The organism is Faecalibacterium sp. BIOML-A1 (genome assembly GCF_009679715.1).
Classification (GTDB): domain Bacteria; phylum Bacillota; class Clostridia; order Oscillospirales; family Ruminococcaceae; genus Faecalibacterium; species Faecalibacterium taiwanense.
In genome coordinates this window covers 329,508-354,731 of record NZ_WKZJ01000001.1, presented here as the reverse complement: position 1 = coordinate 354,731, position 25,224 = coordinate 329,508, and the positions used below count along the sequence as shown (strand labels likewise).

Here is a 25,224-nt window from a genome sequence, read left to right as displayed (position 1 = left end):
CAGGCTTTGCTGGTTTGCAAATATAAAAATAATACTTCCGCTAAAAATAGCCAAAGCGCACGCGGCGGCTATTCTAAATCAAAAATCAAACGTCCGTTTCTTCCCACGTTTGAAGGACCGCCATCTGCACTGGGGTGTGGAACCAGTGCTCCCCGCCCTCCATGATCGTCAGATGCGCCCCGCTTTCCTGACGGAAGCGCTCGATCATGGTGCGGCTGGTCAGGGCATCCCTGTCACCATACAGCACCTGCGTGCGGCCATGCCAGTGCAGCGGATGTTCCCGCACCCAGCACAGATACGGCCATGAGAGGGTCTCCCCAAGATCCGTGGGGATCTCCCCTGCCCGCTGCAGCTGTTCCTCGGTCACATGGGCATATTGCATCATATTCGTGATGAGAGCTTCCATATCCACCACCGGAGAGACCAGCAGGGTCTGTTCCGGCGCGTCTCCCTGCAGCGCCTGCATGGCAAGCCACGCGCCGATGCTCACGCCATACAGCCGGATATGCGCCCACACCGGCTTCATGCGGGCGTATACGGCTTCTATCTCCGGCACAGCCACCCACGGCAGAAGCCGCTCAGGGCTGTTTTTCCGTGTGCCATGCTCGGGCAGGTCGATAGCCAGCACCTGCCAGCCCGCTTCACAGGCTGTAGCGGCAAAACGTTCTGCTTCTTCCTTGCAGCCGTTCTTGCCGTGGAAATAGAGGTAAACATTCCGGCTCCGGCTGCCGTACAGAATGGCAGGGATGCCCGCAAGAGTCATGGTTTGTTTTTTCATAAGGGATTCTCCTTATCCGATCATGCTCTCCATTCGGAGAGACGTTTTGTTTACACTGCGCATTGCTTTTCGTCCTCCCTTCTTTCTATTTTCTCTATGATAGCACATCCGCCCGCCAAACACAAACAAAAAGGAGCCGCAGCGCCCTGTTACGGGTACTGCAGCTCCCAGATTCAACCCAAAGGTTAAATTACTTCACCATGCTTGCAACTTCAGCAGCGAAGTCGTCAGCACGCTTCTCCAGGCCTTCGCCCTTCTGGAAGCGGGTGAACTTGACGATCTTGATGTCGCCGCCCAGATCCTTAGCGACCTTAGCGGTGTACTGAGCAACGGTCAGGTCGCTGTCCTTGACGAACTCCTGATCGACCAGGCAGTTCTCCTTGAAGAACTTCTTGATCTTGCCCTCGATCATCTTCTGCTTCACAGCCTCGGGCTTGTTAGCGGTCTTGGGATCGCCAGCCATCTGAGCCAGCATGATCTCCTTCTCCTTGGCCACGACCTCAGCAGGGACAGAAGCCTCATCGACATAGCCGGGGTTAGCAGCTGCGACCTGCATGGCGATGTCCTTGCCGTAGGTAACGAACTCGTCCTTAGCCTCGATGCCGTTGGTGGTCTCGAAGTTGACCAGAATGCCGTGGGTGCCGCCGCCGTGGACGTATGCAGAGCAAACGCCCTCGTAACGGACGAAACGGCGAACCTTGATGTTCTCCTTGATGACCAGGATCAGGTTCTTCAGAGCCTCGTCCACGGTCTCGCCGTTCTCGGTCTTGCAAGCCATCAGAGCCTCAACATCAGCAGGGTTCTGCTTCATGATGACCTGAGTAGCCTCCTTGACGAAAGCAACGAACTTGTCGTTCTTGGCGACGAAGTCGGTCTCAGCGTTGACCTCGATGACAACACCCACCTTGCACTGGGGGCAGTAGTCAGCGTAGACCATGCCCTCGGCAGCGGTACGGCTTGCCTTCTTGGCAGCGGTAGCCAGACCACGCTCACGCAGGATCTCGATTGCCTTCTCGAAGTTGCCGTCAGCCTCGGTCAGAGCCTTCTTGCACTCCATCATGCCGCAGTCGGTCTGCTTGCGCAGTTCCATAACGTCCTTTGCAGAAATAGCCATTTTCGTATTCTCCCTTACACGTTATTTTGTTGTTTGTGGGATGGGAAATCAGGCGTTTGCTGCATCCTCAGCGGGAGCGGCCTCCTGGTTGCCCTGCTTGCCTTCCAGCACAGCGTCAGCCATAGCGCCAGCGATCAGCTTGACAGCGCGGATTGCGTCGTCGTTGCCGGGGATCACGTAATCGATCTCGTCGGGGTTGCAGTTGGTATCAACGATAGCCACGATGGGGATGTTCAGCTTGCGGGCCTCAGCAACAGCGATGCGCTCCTTGTGAGGATCAACGATGAACATAGCCTTCGGCAGGGTCTTCATGTTCTTGACACCGCCCAGGTACTTGTCCAGCTTCTCCATCTCCAGCTCCAGCTTGGCAACTTCCTTCTTGGGCAGCAGCTCGAAGGTGCCGTTCTCCTTCATCTTAGCCAGCTGATCCATACGGTCGATGCGCTTGCGGATGGTGCGGAAGTTGGTCAGCATACCGCCCAGCCAGCGAGCATTGACATAGTGCATGCCGCAGCGCAGAGCCTCGTCACGGATGGACTCCTGAGCCTGCTTCTTGGTGCCGACGAACAGGATGTCGCCGCCCTCAGCTGCAACTTCCTTCACGTAGTTGTAAGCCTCGTCCAGCTTCTTCACGGTCTTCTGCAGATCGATGATATAGATGCCGTTGCGCTCGGTGAAGATGTACTTTGCCATCTTGGGGTTCCAGCGGCGGGTCTGGTGACCGAAGTGCACACCTGCTTCGAGAAGCTGCTTCATAGAAACGACTGCCATAGTAAAAATACCTCCAGATATTGTTTTGCCTCCGCACACCGTGATCCCGGGCCGTATCGGACGGTTCGGGACTGCCCTCCACCCATTTGGGCACAAAAGGGCATAGTGATGCGTGTGTAATGCCTTGTTATAATATCACAAACAAACGCCGGTTGCAAGAGTTTTTCTCTGTTTTTTACAAAGAAATCGTCTGTTTTTCGCTCATTTGCCTGTGTCCACGCCGCTCAGGCCCGCAAGGCCCATGCGCTGCAGGGCGTATCCCCTGCCGAACATCAGGTCGTACTGCAAAAGCCAGTGCTCTGCGCACCACCGCTGCTGGAACTCGGTAGGCTCCTGCGTGGTGGTGCCGTCCAGATTCATGGTGGTTCCGCGGGTATTGGTGCGGCTGGCCACACGCAGCTGACGGTTCAGGAACTGGAAGTAGAGCGGCTCTTCCAGACCGTAAATGTCCATCATCACCGGCGAGATATCGTAAGCGGCAATGGTGCCAAGGTCCACCTGCTGCTGGCTGTAGTTGGACCACATCAGCAGCGTGGTCTGGTGCAGGCGGGGGTCTGCGCTGGAATCGCTGGCATAGCCGGTAGTGGTGTAGACATCGTAATTGGAATCGATGGGGTTATAGTGGTCGCCCCAGAACACCAGAATGACCGGCTCGTCCACCTGCGAGAAGTATTCGGTCAGTTTGCCCATCATGGCATCTGCATCCCGGATGCCGGTAGCAAAATCTTCCAGTGCGCCCACGGTGCTGGGCTTGAGGCCCGCCGGGTGGGACAGCACCTTTACGCGCTCGTCGTCCGGGTAGTTGTCCTTGTTATAATTGGTATGGTTCTGCATGGTGACAGCGTGCAGGAAGATGGGCTTGTCCGAGCTGGCCTTCATGCTCTCGTACTGCTGGATGATCTGGTCGGCCATGGAATCATCAGTGACAAGGCCGCTGGTCCAGTAGTGCTTGCGCACCTTGGTCACGCCATGCATATCCTCAAGGCTGATAAAATCGTCAAAGCCGAGGTTGGGGTAAGCCTTGTCGCGGCTCCAGTATTTTGCCCAGAAGCAGTGCACGGCTGCGGTCTGATAGCCCTTGAGCTTGAGGTAATTGGGCATGGCGAACATGGGCTTGGTCACATGCTGCTGGTAGGGCTTGCTGCCGCTGGGCAGGAAGGATACCGAGTAGCCGGTAAGGGCTTCAAACTCCACATCGCAGGTGCCGCCGCCAAAGCTGGGGCTGTAGGCCCGGCCATAGGCGCTGGTCTGCTGCAAGGCGTGCAGGTTCTTGGAGACATCGGTATCAAAGGTGATGCCGTACTGTTCCAGCTCCGAGACATCCCAGTAGGACTCGTCCATCACATAGATGATGGTGGGCTGCTTCACCTGCTCGTCCTTGGGGGTCACGGCGCTGTAGCTGGTGGAGTACAGCGGGCTGGTGGCAAACTTTTGGCTCTCGTCCACATTGTCCAGCAGGGCATCCACCGCTTCCTGCGAGTATTCCTCGGGCTTCGAGATCTCCAGATTGGTGAGGTTGGTCATAAAGCCGGTGATCACGCCGTAGTAGCGGTAGTAGCGGTCCTGCATCCATGCATCCGGCGTAATGCCCAGCACCTGCGTGACAGCGGGCTGCAGGTACACGCCGAACACCAGCAGGCAGAGGGCCGCTGCGGTGGCGGCACTGCCCGCCAGCCGGGGCAGCCAGCGCTGTTTGTGACGGCCGCGGTACAGGAAAAAGCTGCCCGCCATCAGCACCAGCACCACGATGATGGTCACCACCATGCTGGGCTGGATCTTGAGGCCCGCAGCGGATGCCACACCGGCAGCCTCCGACACCTGTGTCAGATCCCATGGCAGAAAGGGCTCGCCGCGCAGCTGCAGGGTGTAAAAGTTCACCGCGCAGGGCGCACAGCCCAGCACCGCCATGCCCAGCGTGGACAGCGGCGGGCAGCGGAACACCCAGTCCAGCAGCAGCCACACCAGAAACAGCAGCAGCCACGCCAGCAGATAAGCCCCGATGTGCGGGAAGATAAAACTTGCAAAAACGTCTGCGCTCAGGCTCCCGCGGGCGATCCCCTCGCCCAGCAGCAGCACGATCAGCGATGCCGCCAGCGGGAATACCATCCGCAGCGCCAAAAGCGGTTTGGGAGTTTTCATAATTCCTGTTCCTTTCCTCATCCTTGAAACCTCAGATCATACGCAAAAGCACATTTCTTTACGCTTTTTGCACAAAGCTTCTGCGATTATTATAGTCACTTCCACAAAAAAGTCCACCCTGTTTTTGCAAAAAATTTACAAACCCAGCTTCACGCGCAGCTTTTGCCACCATTTGAGCTGTTCCGGCTGCGGCGGTGCTTCCGGCAGGGCCGTGTGCACCAGCACCGCATCCGTGCCAATGGTCTCGATCTCCTGCCATGGAATGGTCAGGCTATCGTCCCGGCCAAGCAATCCGAACAGCCTTGGCCGCCCCAGCAGGATCAGGCTCTGCAGACGGGCGGTGGCAGGGTCAAAGGCCAGGTCGTCGGCCCGGCCAAGGCAGACCCCCTGCTCCAGCTGCACCACCTCTTTTTCACACAGTTCCCGGATGGTCAATGCCCTTCTCCCCTTTCTGCCACAGCTTATGCAGCCGCCGGGCACATCATGCAAAAAGCAGTGGAAACCGCATGGCAGATTGTGGTATACTGTGGGCAGAGCATTCCATGAGAAACAGAGGAAATTTTAAATGTATAAAAGCATCGTGTTTGATCTGGGCGGTGTCATGGTGGATTTTGCCCCCCGCGCCTATCTGGTAGACCGCATTTGCAATGCAGAGATCGAGGAGCAGGTGTACGACCTGACCTTTGGCAGCGAGGAGTGGAAGCAGCTGGATGCCGGGCTTGTCTCCCGCTTTGACGGCAATCAGGCCATGCTGCGCAACGCCAAGGCCGCCGGGCGCGAGTTTGAGGTGCAGGGCGTGCTGGACGACTGGCTGCACATCCTGCGCCCGCGCCGCCGGATGCAGGAGCTGGTGCGCCGCCTGAAGAACCATGGCTACAGCGTGTACTATCTCAGCAACATCCCGGAGGACGTGCTGGCCCTGCTCAAGGAGCGCGGCGTGCTGGACCGCTTTGACGGCGGCGTAGCCTCCTGCGAGGTGCACATCAACAAGCCCGACCCCCGCATCTATCAGGCCCTGCTGGATAAATACGGCCTGAAGGCCAGCGAGTGCGTGTTCATCGACGACAATCTGGCCAATGTGCAGGCCGCATTCACGCTGGGCTTCGTGGGCATCCGGATGAAGGAGAGCGTGGGCACCCTGATCCGCAGCCTTGCCACCTGCAATGTGGCCCTGCGCTGACCTCCGTGACCCAAAACAGCTCCTGCCGGAAATGCTCTGGCAGGAGCTGTTTTGCTGCTTTAGGAATTACTTTTTCTCGTAGCTCTGGCAGTAGTGCGGGGTCTCCACCTGCTGCGTATCGCAGGTGCACTGCTCGGTCACTTTGATCTGAGGCAGGTCACACTTGCAGCCGCTCACATTGTGGCAGCACTCGCAGACATCACAGGTAACGCCGATGTTTTCCATATTTATCACCTCTCTGTCCACAGTATGGCCTGCGGGCAGGGTGTTTATTCTGGAAAATTCAGCCAGCCTTTTTCGCTTCGCGCTTGGACCGGAGTGTGACTGCCGCATGCCGGATGGAAAGCACCGGGTGCACCGGCAGCATCCGCGGGCCTGCCCAGCGCATCACCGCGCGGATCTTCTCCCGCATTTCCGGCTTGTAGCAGTGCACCTTGCAGGCCGAACAGAAGGTCTTGGTCTCCATGAACGGGCATTTGTCAATGCGGGTCAGGGCGTAATCGTGCAGCTGCCGGCACTCCGGGCACAGGCTGCCTTTGGGTGTTTTGTGCTGCCTGCGGCAGTAAAGAGCGATCATCTCGCTCACCAGCATCTTTTCATCTGCGCGCTTCTGATCCAAGTTCTTCGGGGTATCCTGCATGGGACGGGGCCTCCTGCTGCCTTATTTTTTTCTACGGTCCGACCGCATTGCAGCGCGGCGCACCGCACGGCGCAAAAATGCAAAGCCTACCGTAACACCAATTGCTGCAGCCACTGCCATATACACCGCCTTCTGAAACCAAAGCGGCAGGAGCGCAGACCTTTCCGCCTGCTGTCCCCTGCCGCAGTTTTGATGCATTCTGTACAGAGGCTGCTGCTTTTGCGTGAAAGTTAGCGCTTACTAACTTTCAGCTCTGCAAAAACACCGTTTTTCGGTGTTCTCATAGTCTATCGCAGCTGTCTCTGTTTGTCAAGAGAAGCTTCTCCTGTTTACCATGCAGCCAGATCTGCACCCAGCTTGCGGCATGCAGCCTGAACATCATCGTCCGGGGCCTCGTTGCAGATCAGGCCCTCACCGTTCAGCACCTGTGCGCCGTCGCCCTGAGCACGCTCCACCCAGTCACGCATCCACTGGCCGTCGCCCCAGCCGTAGGAGCCGAACAGGGCGATCTTCTTGCCGTTCAGAGAACCCTCCAGATCAGAGAACATCGGCTCGAACTCGCTCTCCTCCAGCTGCTCAGCACCCATTGCGGGGCAGCCAAAAGCCACTGCATCAAACTCAGCCAGCTTTGCAGCGTTCATCTCGCTGCAGGGCACGATGGTGCCGTTTGCACCCTCTGCCACGCAGTTTGCCATGGTCTCAGTGTTGCCGGTTGCGCTCCAGAATACGACTGCTACTTTGCTCATAAAGATCGTCCTCTCTCAAATCAATATTAGTTAGATATATCTAACTTTATGTTCCATGAAAATGCGTCCAACCACGCAGACGCATCCCCATTTGGTTAGTATCTTCTAACCACCGATAGAATACCACAGCTTCCCGGCTGTGTCAAGCCTTTTATGCAAAAAGAACTGCCGCGGCCGAAAGTACGCCGTAGATCACCGGCTGGTGCAGCAGATACAGCAAAAGCGAGTGCCGGCCCATCCAGCCCAGCGCCGGGCACACCGAGCGGCGCAGCGGTTCCATGCGTCTGCGGCCCACCGCCTTGTGCAGGTAGTACCCTGCCCAGAACAAAAACAGCCACGGCAGCAGGCCAAAGTAATCGGCGGAGTAGAACCAGTCCGGGTAAAAGCCAAAAAATGCAGTAAAGTAGTTGGCATACAGGCTCTGCGGCAGCATCAGCTTCCAGCCGCCAAGGCCCACCCAGCCCAAGCCGACCGGGTAGCACACCGCAAACAGCACCGCCGACACCGCAAGGCCCACAGCGGGCATCACTTTTTTCAGCAGCGGTTCCAGCACACCGGTGAGCAGCATGGCGCTGCCCAGAAAGGTCAGCACACCGAACACCACCCGGTCCTCCGGCATGAAGACCAGCGTCACCACCGTGACCAGTGCCCCGGCAGCAAACACCTGTGCGCCGCGCTTCAGGGTGCGGTGTCCCAGCGGCACGCAGAAGCCGGACAGCAGAATGAACACCCAGCAGATGGTCTGCTGCCACAGACGCCCCGGCATTCCCGCGTACCAGTCCATCCAGATGCCGAACAGGAACATCATGTCCCAGCAGGCATGGTACAGCATCATGCTGACCAGATCCAGCCCGCGCAGTTCGTCCAGCAGGGCGTAGCGGCCCGCCGGGGTCTTTTGCCGGGTGGTGTGTCCGTTTTTCATTCCCCCGTCTCCCCTTTCACAGTTCATTGAACACGAGATAAATTATAACCCGCCGCCGCTGTGCCTGTCAACGGAACCGTTCCGTAGGTTGAACAAAAAAACCGCTGCACAGCGGCAAAGCCATGCAGCGGTCAGAATGGATAACCGGGGAAACCTTATCAGACTTCGGTGTTGAAGTAGCGCTTCAGCAGGCCCTCAAAGCCGCGGCCGTGACGGGCCTCGTCCTTTGCCATCTCGTGAACGGTGTCGTGGATGGCATCCAGATTCAGGGCCTTTGCCTTCTTGGCCAGATCCATCTTGCCTGCACATGCGCCGCACTCAGCCTCGGCACGCATCATCAGGTTCTTCTTGGTGCTGTCGGTGACAACTTCGCCCAGCAGCTCTGCAAAGCGGGATGCGTGGTCTGCTTCCTCGTAGGCATAGCGCTTGTAAGCCTCAGCGATCTCGGGGTAGCCCTCGCGCTCAGCCACACGAGCCATTGCCAGATACATGCCGACCTCGCTGCACTCACCCTCAAAGTTTGCGCGCAGGCCGTCCACGATCTCCTGCGGCACGCCCTCAGCCTTGCCGATGCCCACAACATGCTCGGTGACATAGGTGTTGCCGGTCTTCTCCACAAAAGCGGAAGCAGGAGCCTTGCAGACGGGGCACTGTGCCGGGATCTCGCCTTCAGCAATATAACCACAAACGGTGCAAACGTACTTCTTCATAAGAATAGACCTCCATCATTCTTTTTATATCAGTTAGAAAACAGGCTGGGCGGTGTTGGTACTCACCGGCCCTTGTCATGGCTCTATTATAGCGAATTATTCCTAGTTAGTCAAGGATAATTTTAAGAATAATTCCTATTTATTTTGCCTTACAGATAAATTCCGGCAGGGTCACTAAAAACCATCCTCAAAAACTGTGTGCTTTGCCCTGTGCACCTTAAAAACAGCAAAGCCGCCCTGCACACACAGGACGGCTTCTGCCTTGTTCTTCCTTCTTCTATGGGAGATCAGACCTGCAGGTTGCTGCTGGTAGCGGCTTCGGAGCCGTCGGCAGCATCAAACTCGTAGTCGTTGCCGGGCAGGATAGCGTTCAGCAGGATGCCTGCGATCGCGGCCACAGCCAGACCGGACAGGTTGATGGTGACACCTGCAACGGCAAAGCTGACACCGCCCACAGAGTTGAAGCCCAGAGCGCACACCAGAATGACAGCGGCCACGATCAGGTTGCGGCTGTTGGTAAAGTCCACGCGGTTCTCCACCACATTGCGCACACCGATGGCGGAGATCATGCCATACAGCACAAAGCTGATGCCGCCGATGATGCCGGTGGGGATGGTGTTGATGACAGCCTCAAACTTGGGGCTGAAGCTCAGGATGATGGCCAGCACGGCAGCAATGCGGATGACCAGCGGATCGTAGATCTTGCTCAGAGCCAGCACACCGGTGTTCTCGCCGTAGGTGGTGTTGGCCGGGCCGCCCAGCAGGCCGGCCATGGTGGTTGCCAGGCCGTCACCCAGCAGGGTGCGGTTCAGGCCGGGGTCGTTGATATAGTTGTGGCCCACGGTTGCGCTGATGGCGGCGATATCGCCCACATGCTCCATCATGGTTGCCAGTGCAATGGGAATGATGGTGAACAGTGCGCTGATGAACTCCGGGCTGCCGTCGATGGCAAACAGGCCCATGGCCTCCTTGTGCAGAGGGATGCCCACCCATGCAGCCTCAGAAATGCGCTGGAAGTCCACTGCACCGGTCACCAGTGCCACTGCATAGGACACCAGCACGCCGATGAGGATGGGCAGGATCTTGACCATGCCCTTGCCCCAGATGTTGCACACGATCACGACACCCAGTGCCACAAAGGCCAGCAGCCAGTTGGACTGGCAGTTGTTGATCGCAGAGGGGGCCAGGATCAGGCCGATAGAAATGATAATGGGGCCAGTGACCACCGGCGGGAAGAACCGCATGATGCGGCGGATGCCGAAGGTGGAGATCAGCACGCTGGCCACCAGATACACCAGACCGGAAAATGCGACGGCGGCGCAGGCGTAGGGCAGCATCTTGGTGTTGGCAACGGTCAGGTTGCCGTCTGCATCTGCCAGCATGGGGGCCACGATGGAGAAGCCGCCCAGATACGCAAAGGAGGAGCCGAGGAATGCAGGCACCTTCTTTTTGGTAATGAGGTGGAACAGCAGGGTGCCCAGACCTGCGCACAGCAGGGTGGTGGAAACGCTCAGGCCGGTGAGCAGCGGCACCAGCACCGTTGCGCCGAACATGGCAAACATGTGCTGCACGCCCAGAATGAACATGCGGCCTGCGCCCAGCTGGCGCGCGTCGTAAATGCCTTTGGAGTAATCGATCTTTTCGCTCATGAAGTTTTTCTGCCTCCTACAGAACTCGCAGCCCCAAAAAAAGAGGCACCGCCGTCAGCAAAACGGCAATGCCCCTGAAATTTGGGAACAATGATCCCGCCCGGAAATGAGAAGTGCAATGCAGCGCAGTCGATGATTCTTGTGCAGCATGGTGCGCTCCCCCTTTCATTCAGGCTCTTTCCAAGCCGCCGCCAAAAGCCCCGCAAAAGGCCGCAGCGGGCAGTCCTTCAAGAGATTATAGCAGACTTTTTGCCGCCGTGCAACTATTTTGCTTAATTCTCCTGTATTTCCAGCCCGGAAGTTTGCGCCGCTTCTCTTGCAATCCGGCCCAAAGCGCACTATAATATAGCCTACCATTGTAATCTGTATTATAAGAGAATTATCAGGAGAGTTTATGATCTATCTGGATTATTCCGCCAATACCCCGGTAGACGAAGCGGTTTTACAGCGCTTTTGCGAGGTGGAGCGCAATTGCCCGGGCAATGCCAATTCCCGCCACGCAGCAGGCACTGCCGCAAAGGCCGCCATCGATGCCGCCACCCAGAGCATTGCCCGCAGTCTGAATGTGCAGCCCGCCGAGATCATCTATACATCCGGTGCCAGCGAGGCCAACAACTTTGCCATCAAGAGCATCGCCCGGCTGGAGCGCCACCATGGCAGACACATCATTTCCACCCCGCTGGAGCACTCCTCGGTGAGCGGCAGCCTGACCGCCCTGCAGGAGCAGGGCTATGAGATCGACCTTGTGGACATCCGGCAGGACGGCACGGTGGACCTTGCCCACCTGAAAGAACTGCTGCGCCCGGACACCATTCTGGTGGCCGTCACTGCCGTGGACAGTGAGCTGGGCGTGGTGCAGCCGGTGGCCGAGATCGCGGAAATGTTGAAGGCCTGCCCCCACTGCCACTTCCATGTGGATGCCACACAGGCCGTGGGCAAGCTGCCGGTCAGCTTTGCGGGCATCGACACCATGAGCCTGACCGCCCACAAGTTCTACGGGCTGAACGGCATCGGTGTGCTGGTCAAGCGGCGCGGCCTTGCGCTGGAGCCGCTCATCCATGGCGGCGAGAGCACCACCCTCTACCGCAGCGGCACTCCCACCGTGGCGCTGGCCTGTTCGCTGGCGCTGGCACTGGAAAAGGCAGTGAGCGAGCTGCCCGCCCGGGTGGAGCACATCCGCGCCCTGAACGCCCGCCTGCGCACCGGGCTTGCCCAATACCCCAAGGTGCGCATCAACAGCCCGGACACCGCCGTGCCGCAGATTTTAAACCTGAGCGTACAGAACGTGAAGGGCACCGTGTTCCAGCGGGAGCTGGATGCCAGGGGCGTATGCGTCTCGGTCAAATCGGCCTGCTCTTCGGACGGCCTGCCCTCCCGCGCCGTGTTTGCCGTAAGCCATGACCGGCGCAACGCGCTGTCCTCGTGGCGCATCAGCCTGAGCCACCTGACCACGGAACAGGAGATCACCGATTTTATGCAGGCGTTCGATGCCTGTTACAACGCCCTGACGCAATAAAAAGGAGTATTATGAAGCAAGATCCCCCCGCCGACCAGCAGCGAGGGGATCTTTTTTACTGTTTTTGAATGCCGAACAGTCTGCGCAGAATGCCGCGCAGCGCCTTGGGGCTTCGGATCACAACTACCTGCATATGCTCCCCGCCTTTCCGTTTTCTGGCCCATCCTATGCAGGCAGGGGCCGGAACGTTCCGGCAAGGGCAGCAGCGCTCAGTCTGCGATGGTCTCCACCACCACCAGCGCACCGCTGCGGGTGGAGATGGTGATGCAGTCCGACCCGGCAGCGTACTCGTTGCTGACGCCCAGCGGGTAGCTGGCGGTCAGCTCCGCATCGGTCAGCTCATAGTAGGAGCCGCGCTCGCACACGCCCTGCGCCCTGCCCTCCATCGGGAAGGCCGAGAAGAAGAAGTACTTCTCCTTCGGGTAGCGGCGGGTCTCGCCGGGCATCACGTAGGTGATGCGGCTGCGCTCATCCAGCAGGGTAGTGCGCACACCGCGCTGTTCCAGCCCAAGGCCGGTGCACAGGTTTGCAAGGGTGTGCTCCACCCGTCTGCCGCCAAGGCCGCCCAGCAGCAGCACCTCGTCAAAGCCCTTTTCCGAGACCAGCTTTGCGGCATACTCGGTGTCGGTATCGTCCTTCACATGGGGCAGCACGATGATATCGTCGTCCTGCTGTTCCGGGCAGGGGGCGGTGTCAAAGTCGCCCACGATGATGTTGGGTCTGCGCCCCAGAGGTGCGCAGTTGCGGTAGCCTGCATCACAGGCAATGATAAAGTCGTCCGGCCGCAGGGCCTCTGCCAGCTCCGGAGAAACCGGGCAGGCCGAAATGATCACACAGCGTGACATGAATCTCTTCCTTATCCTTTATACTTTCGGGCGCTGCCAATCCTTCACGTCCTTGACTTCCTCGTACATGGCGCAGTAGCTGTCGTACCGGGTCTGGGAGAGCCTGCCCTCGGCCAGTGCGGCGCGCACGGCACAGCCTTTTTCGCTGCGGTGGGAGCAGCCGGTGAACTGGCACTGGCCCAGATAAGGCCCGAACTCCGGGAATGCATGCTCCAGATTTTCCTTGGGGATGAACCCGGCGCGGTTCGCTTCCAGACTGGCAAAGCCCGGCGTATCCGCAATGCGCCCGTCAAAGGCTTCAAAGATCGTCACCTCACGGGTGGTGTGGCGGCCGCGGCCCAGCTTCTGGCTGATGGCACTGGTCTCGCGCTCTGCTTCCGGCAGCAGATGGTTCAAAAGGGTGGATTTTCCCACGCCGGAGTTGCCGCAGAACGCACACAGCCTGCCGCTGATCCACTGCTTCACCTCGTCCAGCCCGCCGCCGGTCTCGTAATCGATGCGGATGAACGGCAGGGTCGATTTTTCGTAGGCCTTACGCAGGAATTCCGCCTCGGCCAAGTCGCCCTTGGTGCACACGATCACCGGCTGCACGCCCTTGTCCACCGCAATGGCGGCAAGCTTATCCAGCACCAGCGTGCTGGGCGTGGGCTGGGTGGTGCTGGCCACAAGGAACAGCACATCCAGATTTGCCATCGGAGGCCGCACGAACACATTTTTGCGCGGTGCGATCTCGGCAATGACGGCTGCACCGTTCTCGGTCTCCAGCGTCACATCATCGCCCGCCACCGGCGTGATCTTCTGTTTGCGGAAAATGCCGCGGGGCTTGCATTCCACAATGCCCTCCGGCGTTTTCACATAGTAAAAGCCGCCGATGCCCTTTGTGATATATCCCTTCATGCACGCCTCCGTCAGCTCAGCAGCGAGGACCACCAGTCGGTCAGCGGTTTCTGCGAAGAGTCGCCGCTGCCCGCTGTGCCCTGTTCGGTGCCGGTCTCGGTGCTGGAAGAAGAGGAGCTGCTGCCAAACAGGCCGCTCCACCAGTCGCCGCCGGTGGTGCTGTCGCTGGGTGCTTCCGGTTCCGGTGCAGGCTCCGGCCCTGCGCTTACCACAATGTTCACGCGGCCGTTCAGCTTTGTGGTAGAGCCTGCCGCCGGGTTCTGACTGATGACAGTGCCCACCGGCTGGTCGCTGTACTGCTCGGTCTGGCTGCCAAGGCCCAGATGGTTCTGCACCAGCAGGGTGCGGGCATCAGCGGTGCTCATGCCGGTCAGCGAGGGCACCTTGGTGGTGGTTGCCACCTGCGGGCGGCTGATATACATCACCACAGTGCTGCCTGCAGCCACCTGACTGCCCGCCGCCGGGTCGGTGCGGATCACCGCGCCGGATGCCACAGAGGTATCCACAGCCTGCGTTACCAGCACCGAGACACCCAGCTCCTTGAGCTGCTGCTCTGCATCGGCCTGCACATAGTTGGTCAGGTCCGGCACGGTAACGTACTGGGTGCCAAGGCTCACAGTCAGGGTCACATTCTGGCCCTCGCGCACCGTGCGGCCGGACACCGGCGACTGCTTATAGATATAGCCCGCCGCATAGTTACTGTTGTACTCCTGCTCCCAGGTAACGCTGATCTGGCCGGAGACCACCTGCTCGGTGGCAGCAGCCTCGTCCTGCGTCATGCCGATATAATCGCCCAGCGTGATATCGGCCTTGTTGTTCATCAGGTTGGAGGAATCGTTCAGGATCATCCAGCACAGCGCAAGGCACGCCAGTGCAAATGCAATGGTAATGCCGAACAGTGCCGGCAGGAAGATGGTGCGCTTTTTCTGGCGCGGTGCGGCCTTTTTGCCGCGGGGCGCAGGCTTTTCGGCCTGACGGTTTGCACGGTTCTGGTTCATGGTACGTTTCACCACCTTTTCGGGAGCATCTTCTGTAATATACTTGTACTCGAACATCACGGAGGGGTTGTGCACGTAGGTGTCCAGCGCATCCAGCATTTCGCGGGCGGATGCGTAGCGGTTCTGCGGCAGCTTTGCCATGGCCTTTTCGGTGATCTCCACCAGTGCATTCGGCACCTCCGGCGCGATCTCGTGCAAAGACTTCGGCTGATCGGAGATCTGCTTGATGGCAACTTCCACCATGTCGTCTGCATCAAAGGGCAGATGACCGCTGAGCATCTCGTACATCATCACGCCCACCGAGTAGATATCGCTGGTGCAGTCGGTCTCATCGCCCTTGGCCTGCTCCGGGCTGATATAGTGCACGCTGCCCATGGCCTTGCCGCTCAGCAGCTGGTTCTCGGCACGGGAGATGCGCGCAATGCCAAAATCCATCATGCGCAGCTGGCCGTTGTCCAAAAGCATGATATTCTGGGGCTTGATGTCCCGGTGCACCACACCGTTGGCGTGGGCATGTTCCAGCGCCTTTAAGATCTGGGAGATGAAGTGCACGGTCTCCCGGTTGGTCAGCCTGCCGCCGCGCTGGTTAAGGTACTCGCGCAATGTCATGCCGTCCACATATTCCATCACGATATACTGCAGATCATCATTCACCGATACATCGTACACTTTTACGATGTTGGGGTGGTTCAGCAGCGAGATGGCCTTGGATTCATTTTTAAAGCGGCGCACAAGGTCCGGGTCGTGCATATACTCCTGCCGCAGCACCTTTACCGCCACCACGGTACCGGCAGGCACCGGGCCGTTGTGCCCCAGCATGACCGCCTTGTAGACGTTTGCCATGCCGCCGGAACCGATCAGCTCCCGCACCTCATACAGGCCGTCCAGCTTTTTGCCGATCAGGTTGTCCATCAGCGCACCTCCTCCACACACAGCAGCAGCGCGGTGATGTTATCCGGGCCGCCGTTCTCGTTGGCCGTGCGGATCAGAAGGTCCGGCAGGTCGTAGAACCCGCCGGTGCGCAGCAGCTGTTCCAGCTGTTCTCTGGGCACGGCATTGGTCAGGCCGTCCGAGCACAGCAGCAGGATATCCCCTTTCTGCAGCGGTGCGGTGGTGAACTCCGAGTCCAGCCGGTAGTCCACGCCCAGCGCCTTGGTGATGATGTTCTTCTGAGGGTGGTGCTCGGCTTCCTCCACGGTAATGGTGCCGCAGTCCACCAGCTCCTGCACATAGGAGTGGTCGTGGGTGAGCTGGGCAAGCCTGCCGTCCCGGTACAGGTACGCCCGCGAGTCGCCTGCATGACACAGGAACACCTTGCCGCCGCGCACCAGTGCGCACACAGCCGTGGTGCCCATGCCCGCCAGTTCTTCCTCCCGCAGGGCCTTCTGGAACACAAAGCGGTTGGCGCTGAGCAGGCTCTTTTTCAAAAAAGTCTCCTCTTCGCCGGGCAGGCACTTGGAAGCATACTGCTCCTGAAAGCAGCGCTCGATCACATCGCACGCGCTCTGGCTGGCTTCCCTGCCGCCGCGTGCACCGCCCATGCCGTCGCATACCAGCAGCCATGCGGCATCGCCGGGCAGTTCTCCTGCGCGATAATCGTCCTGATTATCCTGCCGGACCCTGCCGACATCCGTTTTTCCTGCAAGTTTCATAGGCTTCTCCCTTTAATATTTACGCTTTCCCGTTCATTTCGTCACGGCGCAGCTGGCCGCATGCGGCGCTGATCTCGCTGCCAAGGCGGCGGCGCACCGTAGCGTTCACGCCAAGGCTCTCCAGCTTCTGCTGGAAGCGGTGCACGTTGGCTGCATCGGTGGCCGAGTACGGGCTGCCGTCCACCGGGTTGATGGGGATCAGGTTCACATGGGCACCCATGCCCCGGATCAGGTTTGCCAGCTGTCTGGCGCAGGCATCGGAATCATTGACACCGCGCACCATGGAATATTCAAAGCTCACACGGCGGCCGGTGGTGTCCTGATAGCGGCGCACGGCCTGCATCAGCACTTCCACGGGATAGGCATCGTTCACCGGCATCATGCCGCTGCGAATTTCATTGTTGGGTGCGTGCAGCGACACCGAGAGGGTCAGCTGCAGCTTTTTCTCGGCCAGCTGGTCGATTTTGGGCACCAGACCGCAGGTAGAAAGGCTGATGTTGCGCATCCCGATGTTCACGCCCTCGGGCGAGGTGATGTTCTCCAGAAACTTCATCACTTCGTCAAAGTTATCCAGCGGTTCGCCAATGCCCATGAGCACGATGTGGGAAATGCGCTCCCCGATATCCTTCTGGGCGGTGTAGATCTCAGAGCAGATCTCGCCTGCTTCCAGATCGCGCACGCGGCCCGCCTGGGTGGACGCGCAGAAGCGGCAGCCCATGCGGCAGCCCACCTGCGTGGACACACACACCGTGTTGCCGTAGTGGTAGCGCATCACGACGGTCTCGATGCAGTTGCCGTCTGCCATGCGCAGCAGATATTTTACCGTGCCGTCCTTTGCTTCCTGCCTGCGCTCGATCTTGGGCGCAGCAATGTAGAAGCTTTCTTCCAGCTTTGCCAGCAGGGTCTTGGGCTGGTCGGTCATGGCAGAAAACTCGGTGACCAGCTTCTGATGCACCCAGTGGAAGATCTGCTTTGCCCGGAAGCCCGGCTGACCCATCGCTTTCAGTTCAGCGGTCAGCTCTGCCAGCGTAAAGGAAGAGATACAGCGTTTTTGTTCCATTGTGTTCTCCTATTGTTTTTTACGAACAAGCCACCTGTTTCATTGCAGCTTTTCCCCGTTTTTCTGCATGGCACACAGGAAAAAACCGTCCATGCCGGTACGGGTGGGCACCGAAAGCGCGCCGTGCTCCCCTGCCGTCATCCCGGCGGGCAGCGCTGCGGCAGGCTCCACCACCGTAAACTCCGGGTGGCGGGCCAGAAATGCCGCGATCTGCTGCTGGTTTTCTGCCGGGTCGATGGTGCAGGTGGAGTACACCAGCCTGCCGCCCGCTTTCAGCAGCTGTGCCGCCGTATCGAGGATGGCCGACTGCGTGGCCAATAATTCAGCTTGGCGGGCCGGTTCCAGCTTTTTGTAGCGCAGATCCGGCTTTTTTGCCAGAATGCCAAGGCCGCTGCAGGGCACATCCGCTAAAATGCGGTCGGCCTGCGGCAGGGCCGGGTTCACCTTTGTGGCATCGTTGCACAGGGCTTCCACATTGGTAAGGCCCATGCGCTGCACTGCCGTGCGGATCAGGCCCACGCGGTTCTCGGCGGCATCGCAGCTGTAAAGCCTGCCGGTGCTGTGCATCTGCTCGGCCAGCAGGATGGTCTTGCCGCCGGGCGCGGCGCACAGGTCGATGACTGTTTCTCCGGGCTGTGGGTCCACGCAGAGCGCCGCCAGCTGGCTGGCCTGCCCTTCCACATGGAAGTACCCCTGCCGGAACAGCTCATTTTCCGCCGGGCTGCCCTCGAACCGGGCCAGCACACTGCCGGGCACAATGCCCCGCTTTGCTTCCTTTGCGCCGGAAGCCAGCAGCTTTGCACAAAGCTCATCGGCACTGCCTTTCAGCGGGTTCGCCCGCAGGCTGGTCATGCCGCCGTCGGCCTTGTAGGTAAGGATATCCAGTGCTTCGTCCGGGTAGTTTTTGTGCAGAAATTCCGCCACATCCCGCCCGGCAGAGCCAAGCACCATGAGCCGCTCCACTTCGTTTTTGAAGCTTGCGGTGCTCAGGTCGTAGCTGCACGCCTTGCGCAGTACGGCGTTGACCAGACCGGATGCGCTGGATTTTTTGAAGGCACGGGTCAGCTTGACGGCCTCGTTCACCGCAGCGGACACCGGCACCTGCATATAGCGGGCCTGCGCCAGCGCCGCGCGCAATATTTCGCGCACCGGTGCATCCAGCTTGGCAAGGCCCTTGGGCAGGAACTGGCACAGGATGTAGTCCAGCGTGCCCCGGTGTTCCAACACCGTGTAAAAGATGGCGCTGGCAAAAGCTTTATCGCGGCCTTCCAGCTGCTGGCGCTTGAGTTCGGCATCCAGAACAAGGTTGGAAAAACCATCCTGCTCCTGCCGCACCAGCGCCGCCACTGCCGCCGCGCGGGGATTCGCCGCCATCAGAGGATATCCCCCGTTTTCAGGCGCTGACCGGCCGCAAAGGCGGTGCCGTCCATGGGCTTTTTGCCTTCCGGCACCACATTCAGCAGCTGGACGGCCCCCTCACCGCAAGCCACCGTGAGCGGCTTTGTGGCCAGCACGGTGCCGGGCGCTTCGCCGTGAGCTTCCACGGCACGGCACTCCATCACCTTGAGCTTTTTGCCGCCGGAGGTGACGAACCATGCACCGGGCCACGGGTTCATGCCGCGCACCCAGTTGTGGATGTGGGCAGCCGATTCGGTCAGGCGGAACTCTGCCATCTCCTTGTTCAGCATAGGTGCAAGGCAGGCGTTCTCATGATCCTGCGGCTGGGGTTTCAGCGTTCCGGCGGCGATGGCGGGCACCACCTCGCACAGCACCCGGGCACCCACGGCAGTCACGCGGTCAAACAGCTGGCCGCTGGTCTCCTCCGGGTCAATGGCGATCTTCTCGCAGCAGAGCACATCGCCGGTGTCAAGGCCCTCGTCCATCTGCATGATGGAAACGCCGGTCTCGGCATCGCCGTTCAGCACGGCCCACTGCACCGGGGCGCTGCCGCGGTACTTGGGCAGCAGCGAAACATGCAGGTTGATGCAGCCGTACTTCGGCGCTTCCAGCACAGACTTCGGCAGGATGCAGCCGTAAGCCACCACCACGATCAGTTCCGGGGCCAGTGCGCGGATGTTCTCGTCCTCGCTGCCGTCCCGCAGGGTGCGGGGCTGGAATACCGGCGTGCCGTGGGCAAGGGCCACTTCCTTGACCGGGGGTGCGGTAAGCACCTGCTTGCGGCCAACCGGCTTGTCCCGCCGGGTGTACACCGCGCAGATGTCATGCCCGGCGGCATACAGGGCTTTGAGGCACTCTGCGGCAATATCCGGCGTGCCCATGAACAAAATGCGCATTACTTGTTTCCTTTCGCTTCGCGGGCAGCTTTTTTGCCCTCTTCGGTATCCTCATAGAAATACTCGCTGGACTGCATGATGGTAATGCCGTCCAGATGGTCGTTCTCGTGCTGGATGCAGCGGCCCAGCAGATCCTCAGCTTCCAGCTCGAACCACTCACCGTGGCGGTCCTGTGCGCGCACTTTGACAGCAACAGGGCGGGTCACAGCGCCGTTGTGGCCCGGGAAGGACAGACAGCCCTCGTAGGCGGTCTCCTCTTCCTCGGATACAGCCAGAATTTCCGGGTTCACAAAGTCGATGAACTTATATTCGTAATTTTCGGGGATCTCCTCGGGCGCGTCGGTGGTGTCCCACACCACGAACAGACGGCGCAGCATGCCCACCTGCGGGCCGGCCAGACCCACGCCGTCGGCGGCGATCATGGTCTCGTGCATGTCGTCCAGCAGGGTAGCCAGACGGTCATCAAAGGTGGTGACGGGGCGGCAGACCTTGTTCAGAATGGGATCGCCCTCTTTTACAATATTGCGGATAGCCATTTATGGTACCTCCAAATCAGATGTCACCGTCCGAGTGCAGGTCCACCGCAACGGTGGCCTTGGACGGAAGTTTTTCCTGTTCGTATCTTTCCAGTGTGCTGCGCACGAGGTCGCGGAAGCGGCGGTCGTTGCGGCACTTGATGGTAAGTTTGTAGCGGTAGGTGTCGTTGATCTTTTCAATGCTGCCGGGCGTGGGGCCAAGCACCCGCAGCGGCAGGTCCGGCTGTTTTGCCGCCTGCTGGCCCAGCAGGGCCGCAAAGCGCGCCGCCGCCCGTGCCACCTCGATCTCCTTTGCGCCTGCAAAGCCAATGACGCACAGCCCGCAGAAGGGCGGGTACAGGCCCAGCTTGCGGTAGGCGATCTCCTGCTCAAAAAAGGCATCGTAGTCCTGCGCGGCGGCAAGGTTCAGCACCGGGTTATCGGGGTCGGTGGTCTGGATGATGGCAAAGCCCGGGTCTCTGGCCCGTCCGCTGCGGCCCACCACCTGCGTGATGAGGCTGAACACGTTCTCATACGCGCGGAAGCCCTGCGCAAACAGCAGCGAGTCGATGCCCAGCACGCCCACAAGGGTCACATCCTCAAAATCCAGTCCCTTGGCCACCATCTGGGTGCCCACCATGATGTCATATTCGTGGTTCGCAAACCTTGCCAGCAGCTTTTCGTGGGCATCCTTTGCGGCAGTGGAATCCTGATCCATGCGCAGCACCCGCGCATCCGGGAACAGCTTTGCCAGCTCTTCCTCGGCTTTCTGGGTGCCAAAGCCCCGGTACTGCAGCTTGCCGCCGCAGGCGGGGCAGACGGTGGGCGGTTCCATCTGGCTGCCGCAGTAGTGGCACAATACCTTGTGCGCCGCTTTGTGGTACACCATCGGCACGCTGCACTTTGTGCACTTGAGCACCTCGCGGCAGTCCTCGCACTGGGCCATAGTCTGGTAGCCCCGGCGGTTCAGCAGCAAAATGGTCTGCTTGCCTGCATCCAGATTGCGGCGGATGGCATCTTCCAGCGACAGACTGATCTCCCGCGGGTTGCCTGCCGCCAGCTCTGCGCGCATGTCCACGATCTGCACCGTGGGCAGCGGGTTGCCGCCGTAGCGCTGGGTCAGCCGCACCAGCTGGGTGCGGCCATGCTGGGCCGCGTAAAAGCTCTCGGTGCTGGGGGTGGCGCTTGCCAGCAGAAGCAATGCACCGTTTTCCGCCGCGCGCTGCCGGGCCACCTCGTGGGCAGAATAGCGGGGCGCGGATTCCGAGCGGTAGGTGTGCTCCTGCTCCTCATCGATGATGATGAGCCCGATGTTTTCCAGCGGCGAAAAGATGGCACTGCGGGTACCCACCACGATGTCTGCGCCGCCGTCCTGGATCATCTGCCACTGCAAAAGGCGTTCGGTGTGGTTGAGGGCAGAGTGCTGCACCGCCACCCGGCGGCCAAACTGACTCTTGAGCCGCAGGATCATCTGCGGGGTCAGGCTGATCTCCGGCACCAGCACCAGCGCACGCCTGCCCTGCTCCAGACAGCGGGCAATGAGTTTTAAGAACACCAGCGTTTTGCCGCTGCCGGTCACGCCGTAGAGCAGCGCCGAGTGGGGTGCATCATCTTCCAGCTTTGCCAGCAGAGCATCGTAAGCCGCCTGCTGCTCCTGCGTGAGGGTGATCGGCTCGTTTTTCAGCGGAATGGACGAATACAGGTCGATGGATTTATTCACCTTGCTGCATTCCAGCACGCCTTTGGCGCACAGGTTATCCAGCACGGCACGGCTGATGCCCTTGTCTTCCAGCTCGTTCAGGGTGCGGGGCCCGCCGCCCAGCAATGCCACTGCCGCCAGCTGCTTGGCTGTCGGCTTCGGCGGCAGCCCGCCCACAAGGCGGTAGGAGTTCTCGGTGTGGCGGGTGAGCTGCTTTTGCAGCACCGGCGTTACGCCGTCTGCCGCCACGGCAGGCTTGTACTGTGCACCATAGGGAATGACCGCCTTGACCGCCTCGTAATAGGTGCAGAAGGTGCGCTCCTTCAAAAAGTGCACCAGCCGCAGCAGTTCCGGGGTCAGGCAGGCGGATGCCGGGGCCACGTCGAAAAGATATTTCAGCTTCGCGCTTTCCGGTTCGGCATCGCAGGCCAGCACCACGCCCATGCGGGCGCGGCTGCCGCGGCCAAAGGGCACCAGCACCATGCTGCCAAGTTTTACCGCATTCTGCTGATCCGGCATGACGGCATAGGTATAAAGCTTATCAAAGTGGAAGGTCGCATTGCTGACGGCAACGCCTACCGTTTTGGGCATTCGTCCAGCTCCTTCAAAATGTTATTCTGCGGCACCAATGCGCTGGCAGATGGCCTGATACAGTGCATCGGCGCAGGTATCGACCTGGTCGTTAACCAGCTTCAGGGTGAATTTATCCTGCTGGGCCAGCTCCTGTCGGGCGGTGGCAAGACGCTCCTGAATGCTGTCCTCGGTCTCGGTGCCGCGGCCCCGCAGACGGCGCTCCAGCTCCTCCACCGACGGCGGCAGCAGGAACACGGTGGTCGCGCCCGGGAACATGCGGCGGATGTTCGCTGCACCGTGCACATCGATGACCAGAACGACCACCTTCCGGGCTGCAAGGCGCTTGTCCACTTCCTCGCGCAGGGTACCGTAGTAGTTGCCGTTGTAGAAGTTGTGCTCCACCACCTGATCGTTCTCGATCAGCTGCTGGAACTGCTCCCGGGTGCGGTAATAATAATCCACGCCCTCCTGCTCACCGGGACGCGGTGCGCGGGTGGTGGCGGAAACAGTCTTTTCGATCTCCGGGTGTGCTTCGCGCAGTGCCTTCACCACGCTGTCCTTGCCGGTACCGGCCGCGCCGGAGACCACAAACAAATATTTATCGTTCGCCATGGGTCTGTTCCTCCTCTGCTGGTGTTTTGCCCTCCTGCCCTGCCGCACGGTTGGCCACCGTTTCCGGCTGAAGCGCCGAGAGCACCACATGATCGGAGTCCATGATAAGCACTGCACGGGTGCTGCGGCCATAGGATGCATCGATCAGCATTCCGCGCTCCCGCGCTTCCTTTACAAGGCGCTTGACCGGGGCGGAATCCGGGCTGACCACTGCCACCACACGGCCTGCACTGACCATATTGCCAAACCCGATGTTGATGAGCTTCATAAACCCCTCCGAATTTTCTGTATCACTCCAGATTCTGGATCTGTTCGCGGATCTTTTCGATCTCCGCCTTCATATCCACCACGATGCGGGTGATATCCAGATCCTGACACTTGGAGCCGATGGTATTGGTCTCGCGGTTCAGCTCCTGCGTCAAAAAGTCCAACTTGCGGCCCACCGGCTCGTCCAGCTTGAGGATATCGCGGTACTGCGCAATGTGGCTGCGCAGGCGCACCGTCTCTTCATCCACAGCGGTCTTATCGCCAAAAATAGCGGCCTCGGTCAGCACGCGGGCATCGTCGACATCGCGGTCCTCCAGAATGACCTTGAGCTTCTCGTACAGGCGGTTGGTGTAGGCTTCCACGCGGCCTGCGCTCAAAGTCTCCACCCTGCCCACGCACTCCTCGAGGAAGTTCAGGCGGTTTTCCACGTCTGCCTTCATCTTGGCACCCTCGGCGGCGCGCATCTCCACAAAGCGGTCCAGCGCCTGTGCGGTAACGGCAGAAACATCTTCCCACAGCTGTTCCTCGTCCACATCCGCGTGGCGGGTGGTGAGCACATCCGGGAAGCGGGTCAGCACGCCCGCAGAGATATCGTTCTTGACACCCAGCTGTTCCGAAATATCCCGCATGGCCTGCTGGTAGCTGCGTGCCAGCTCCATGTTGACGGCCACCACCGTATCGGCAGCGTCCACATTCTGCACGGTCATGCTCAGCTCCACCTTGCCGCGGGTGATGCGCTCGTTGAGCTGCTTTTTCAGGCGGCTGTCCAGATAGCTGCAGGTGCGCGGGATGCGCGAAGAATACTCAAAGTAGCGGGAATTCACGCTGCGCAGCTCCACCGTGATCTCACGGCCATTGCGCACAGCAGTCCCCCGGCCAAAGCCGGTCATGCTTAAGATCATAACGCTCTCCTGTTCTTACATTTTCAGTGTTTCAGCTTACAAGTTTCGGTATACGTATCCGCCTTTGGGTACACAAACCCATGTTACGATACATATAGTTTCATTTTACTATTCTTCGGCCCAAAATTCAAGGTGCACTGTTGCGTGCCGCCGCCAAAACCGGCCGCAATACACGGTGCAAAGCAAAAAAGCTCTGATACAAAATCTTCCGATCCTGTATCAGAGCCTGTTTCAGTTGGTTTTATATACGCAGGTCACGCTGTTCTGCAGCAGATTTGCGTTCAGCAGTGCGCGCTCCACCCAGTGGATATTGTCCGCAATGGTATCGCGGGAGACACCGTATTCTGCCGCAATGTTCTCCATGCTGCGGTACTCGCGGCGGTAGAGCAAAGTCAGCACCAGCTTATCCTGCATTGTGATCTTGGTAAAATGCGGCCTGCGCCGGTGCTCCTTGCAATAAGCCGCATTCAGTGCTTCCAGCATCTGGGCAAATTCCTTCCGGGTGATGCCGAAGGTAAATTCATAATCCTGCTCTGTAAATTCCGCAAGGCGCTGTACCGTGATGCTTCTCATGCAGATCACCTCTTCTTTTTCCGGGGATGCCCGGGTGTCGGCTGCATCCATTTTGATTCATTATAAAATGGATGGATTTTCATGTCAATGAGCCGCCGCCCATTTTTGGGGCCAGATCCGGTGCAAAACACAAAAAGGAGCCTCCCGCCGCAAAAGCGAGAAGCTCCGGAAT

26 protein-coding genes are annotated in these 25,224 nt (G+C 59.5%); 2 read left to right on the top strand and 24 right to left on the bottom strand.

Going from position 1 to position 25,224, the window contains the following annotated elements; all coding sequences use genetic code 11:
* Positions 1-85: 85 nt before the first annotated feature.
* The 5 genes from GKG36_RS01740 to GKG36_RS01720 all read right to left on the bottom strand — a co-directional run bounded on the left by GKG36_RS01740 (position 86) and on the right by GKG36_RS01720 (position 5,237).
* Entirely contained in the window at positions 86-778 is a 693-nt protein-coding gene (locus GKG36_RS01740; RefSeq protein WP_154258777.1) for an alpha/beta hydrolase, read from the bottom strand.
* A 190-nt stretch (positions 779-968) separates the two neighbouring features.
* Complete coding sequence (gene tsf, locus GKG36_RS01735) at positions 969-1,892, bottom strand: translation elongation factor Ts (protein WP_005940319.1); 924 nt, start codon at positions 1,890-1,892, stop codon at positions 969-971.
* Between the two features lie 48 nt (positions 1,893-1,940).
* On the bottom strand, positions 1,941-2,663 hold the full coding sequence (gene rpsB, locus GKG36_RS01730) for a 30S ribosomal protein S2 (protein WP_005940316.1): 723 nt from the start codon (positions 2,661-2,663) through the stop codon (positions 1,941-1,943).
* A 201-nt stretch (positions 2,664-2,864) separates the two neighbouring features.
* Positions 2,865-4,802, bottom strand: coding sequence for an LTA synthase family protein (locus tag GKG36_RS01725; protein WP_154258775.1), 1,938 nt, complete (start codon positions 4,800-4,802; stop codon positions 2,865-2,867).
* A gap of 135 nt (positions 4,803-4,937) precedes the next feature.
* On the bottom strand, positions 4,938-5,237 hold the full coding sequence (locus tag GKG36_RS01720) for a YlmC/YmxH family sporulation protein (RefSeq protein WP_154258773.1): 300 nt from the start codon (positions 5,235-5,237) through the stop codon (positions 4,938-4,940).
* 130 nt (positions 5,238-5,367) lie between these two features.
* Between GKG36_RS01720 and GKG36_RS01715 the strand changes: the two genes are divergently transcribed.
* Positions 5,368-5,982, top strand: coding sequence for an HAD family phosphatase (locus tag GKG36_RS01715; protein WP_154258771.1), 615 nt, complete (start codon positions 5,368-5,370; stop codon positions 5,980-5,982).
* Between the two features lie 66 nt (positions 5,983-6,048).
* Here GKG36_RS01715 and GKG36_RS01710 read toward each other — a convergent pair whose 3' ends face one another.
* From GKG36_RS01710 to GKG36_RS01685, 6 genes are all read right to left on the bottom strand, one after another.
* A complete protein-coding gene (locus GKG36_RS01710; protein WP_097777933.1) occupies positions 6,049-6,207 on the bottom strand; it encodes a DUF1540 domain-containing protein in 159 nt (52 codons plus the stop codon).
* A gap of 58 nt (positions 6,208-6,265) precedes the next feature.
* Positions 6,266-6,622: a nitrous oxide-stimulated promoter family protein gene (locus GKG36_RS01705; protein ID WP_005940299.1), complete on the bottom strand. Its 357-nt coding sequence runs from the start codon at positions 6,620-6,622 to the stop codon at positions 6,266-6,268.
* Between the two features lie 329 nt (positions 6,623-6,951).
* A complete protein-coding gene (locus tag GKG36_RS01700) occupies positions 6,952-7,368 on the bottom strand; it encodes a flavodoxin (protein ID WP_005940293.1) in 417 nt (138 codons plus the stop codon).
* A gap of 151 nt (positions 7,369-7,519) precedes the next feature.
* Positions 7,520-8,290, bottom strand: coding sequence for a heparan-alpha-glucosaminide N-acetyltransferase (locus GKG36_RS01695; protein ID WP_154258769.1), 771 nt, complete (start codon positions 8,288-8,290; stop codon positions 7,520-7,522).
* A 158-nt stretch (positions 8,291-8,448) separates the two neighbouring features.
* Complete coding sequence (locus GKG36_RS01690) at positions 8,449-9,000, bottom strand: NADH peroxidase (protein ID WP_005926148.1); 552 nt, start codon at positions 8,998-9,000, stop codon at positions 8,449-8,451.
* A gap of 287 nt (positions 9,001-9,287) precedes the next feature.
* Positions 9,288-10,649 carry a uracil-xanthine permease family protein gene (locus tag GKG36_RS01685; RefSeq protein WP_154258767.1) on the bottom strand — a complete coding sequence of 454 codons (1,362 nt, stop codon included), beginning with the start codon at positions 10,647-10,649 and terminating at the stop codon, positions 9,288-9,290.
* Positions 10,650-11,043: 394 nt separating this feature from the next.
* Between GKG36_RS01685 and GKG36_RS01680 the strand changes: the two genes are divergently transcribed.
* Entirely contained in the window at positions 11,044-12,165 is a 1,122-nt protein-coding gene (locus tag GKG36_RS01680) for a cysteine desulfurase family protein (RefSeq protein WP_097781906.1), read from the top strand.
* Between the two features lie 209 nt (positions 12,166-12,374).
* On the opposite strand, the gene GKG36_RS01675 is transcribed toward GKG36_RS01680, so the two are convergent.
* From GKG36_RS01675 to GKG36_RS01615, 13 genes are all read right to left on the bottom strand, one after another.
* Entirely contained in the window at positions 12,375-13,010 is a 636-nt protein-coding gene (locus GKG36_RS01675; protein ID WP_044953453.1) for a thiamine diphosphokinase, read from the bottom strand.
* 18 nt (positions 13,011-13,028) lie between these two features.
* Entirely contained in the window at positions 13,029-13,907 is an 879-nt protein-coding gene (rsgA, locus tag GKG36_RS01670; RefSeq protein WP_154258765.1) for a ribosome small subunit-dependent GTPase A, read from the bottom strand.
* Positions 13,908-13,918: 11 nt separating this feature from the next.
* Positions 13,919-15,817: a Stk1 family PASTA domain-containing Ser/Thr kinase gene (gene pknB, locus GKG36_RS01665; RefSeq protein WP_154258763.1), complete on the bottom strand. Its 1,899-nt coding sequence runs from the start codon at positions 15,815-15,817 to the stop codon at positions 13,919-13,921.
* Entirely contained in the window at positions 15,817-16,557 is a 741-nt protein-coding gene (locus GKG36_RS01660; protein ID WP_154258761.1) for a Stp1/IreP family PP2C-type Ser/Thr phosphatase, read from the bottom strand. The genes pknB and GKG36_RS01660 overlap by 1 nt, the downstream gene beginning before the upstream one ends.
* A 19-nt stretch (positions 16,558-16,576) precedes the next feature.
* Entirely contained in the window at positions 16,577-17,617 is a 1,041-nt protein-coding gene (gene rlmN / locus GKG36_RS01655) for a 23S rRNA (adenine(2503)-C(2))-methyltransferase RlmN (protein ID WP_005940261.1), read from the bottom strand.
* Between the two features lie 39 nt (positions 17,618-17,656).
* Positions 17,657-18,991 carry a 16S rRNA (cytosine(967)-C(5))-methyltransferase RsmB gene (gene rsmB / locus GKG36_RS01650; RefSeq protein WP_154258759.1) on the bottom strand — a complete coding sequence of 445 codons (1,335 nt, stop codon included), beginning with the start codon at positions 18,989-18,991 and terminating at the stop codon, positions 17,657-17,659.
* Positions 18,991-19,911 (bottom strand): methionyl-tRNA formyltransferase, encoded by a 921-nt coding sequence (fmt, locus tag GKG36_RS01645; protein WP_005940255.1) that lies wholly within the window; start codon positions 19,909-19,911, stop codon positions 18,991-18,993. Before fmt ends, rsmB begins: the two co-directional genes overlap by 1 nt.
* The gene (gene def / locus GKG36_RS01640; protein ID WP_154258757.1) at positions 19,911-20,447 is read right to left on the bottom strand and encodes a peptide deformylase; all 537 of its coding nucleotides are present in this window, start codon (positions 20,445-20,447) and stop codon (positions 19,911-19,913) included. The genes fmt and def overlap by 1 nt, the downstream gene beginning before the upstream one ends.
* Positions 20,448-20,463: 16 nt before the next feature.
* The gene (gene priA / locus GKG36_RS01635) at positions 20,464-22,716 is read right to left on the bottom strand and encodes a primosomal protein N' (RefSeq protein ID WP_154258755.1); all 2,253 of its coding nucleotides are present in this window, start codon (positions 22,714-22,716) and stop codon (positions 20,464-20,466) included.
* Between the two features lie 21 nt (positions 22,717-22,737).
* The gene (gene gmk / locus GKG36_RS01630) at positions 22,738-23,310 is read right to left on the bottom strand and encodes a guanylate kinase (RefSeq protein ID WP_005940248.1); all 573 of its coding nucleotides are present in this window, start codon (positions 23,308-23,310) and stop codon (positions 22,738-22,740) included.
* Positions 23,297-23,578, bottom strand: coding sequence for a DUF370 domain-containing protein (locus GKG36_RS01625; RefSeq protein WP_005940246.1), 282 nt, complete (start codon positions 23,576-23,578; stop codon positions 23,297-23,299). The genes gmk and GKG36_RS01625 overlap by 14 nt, the downstream gene beginning before the upstream one ends.
* A gap of 22 nt (positions 23,579-23,600) precedes the next feature.
* Positions 23,601-24,479 carry a YicC/YloC family endoribonuclease gene (locus tag GKG36_RS01620; protein WP_154258753.1) on the bottom strand — a complete coding sequence of 293 codons (879 nt, stop codon included), beginning with the start codon at positions 24,477-24,479 and terminating at the stop codon, positions 23,601-23,603.
* Positions 24,480-24,710: 231 nt separating this feature from the next.
* Positions 24,711-25,052, bottom strand: coding sequence for a transposase family protein (locus tag GKG36_RS01615; RefSeq protein WP_118528073.1), 342 nt, complete (start codon positions 25,050-25,052; stop codon positions 24,711-24,713).
* Positions 25,053-25,224: the final 172 nt, after the last annotated feature.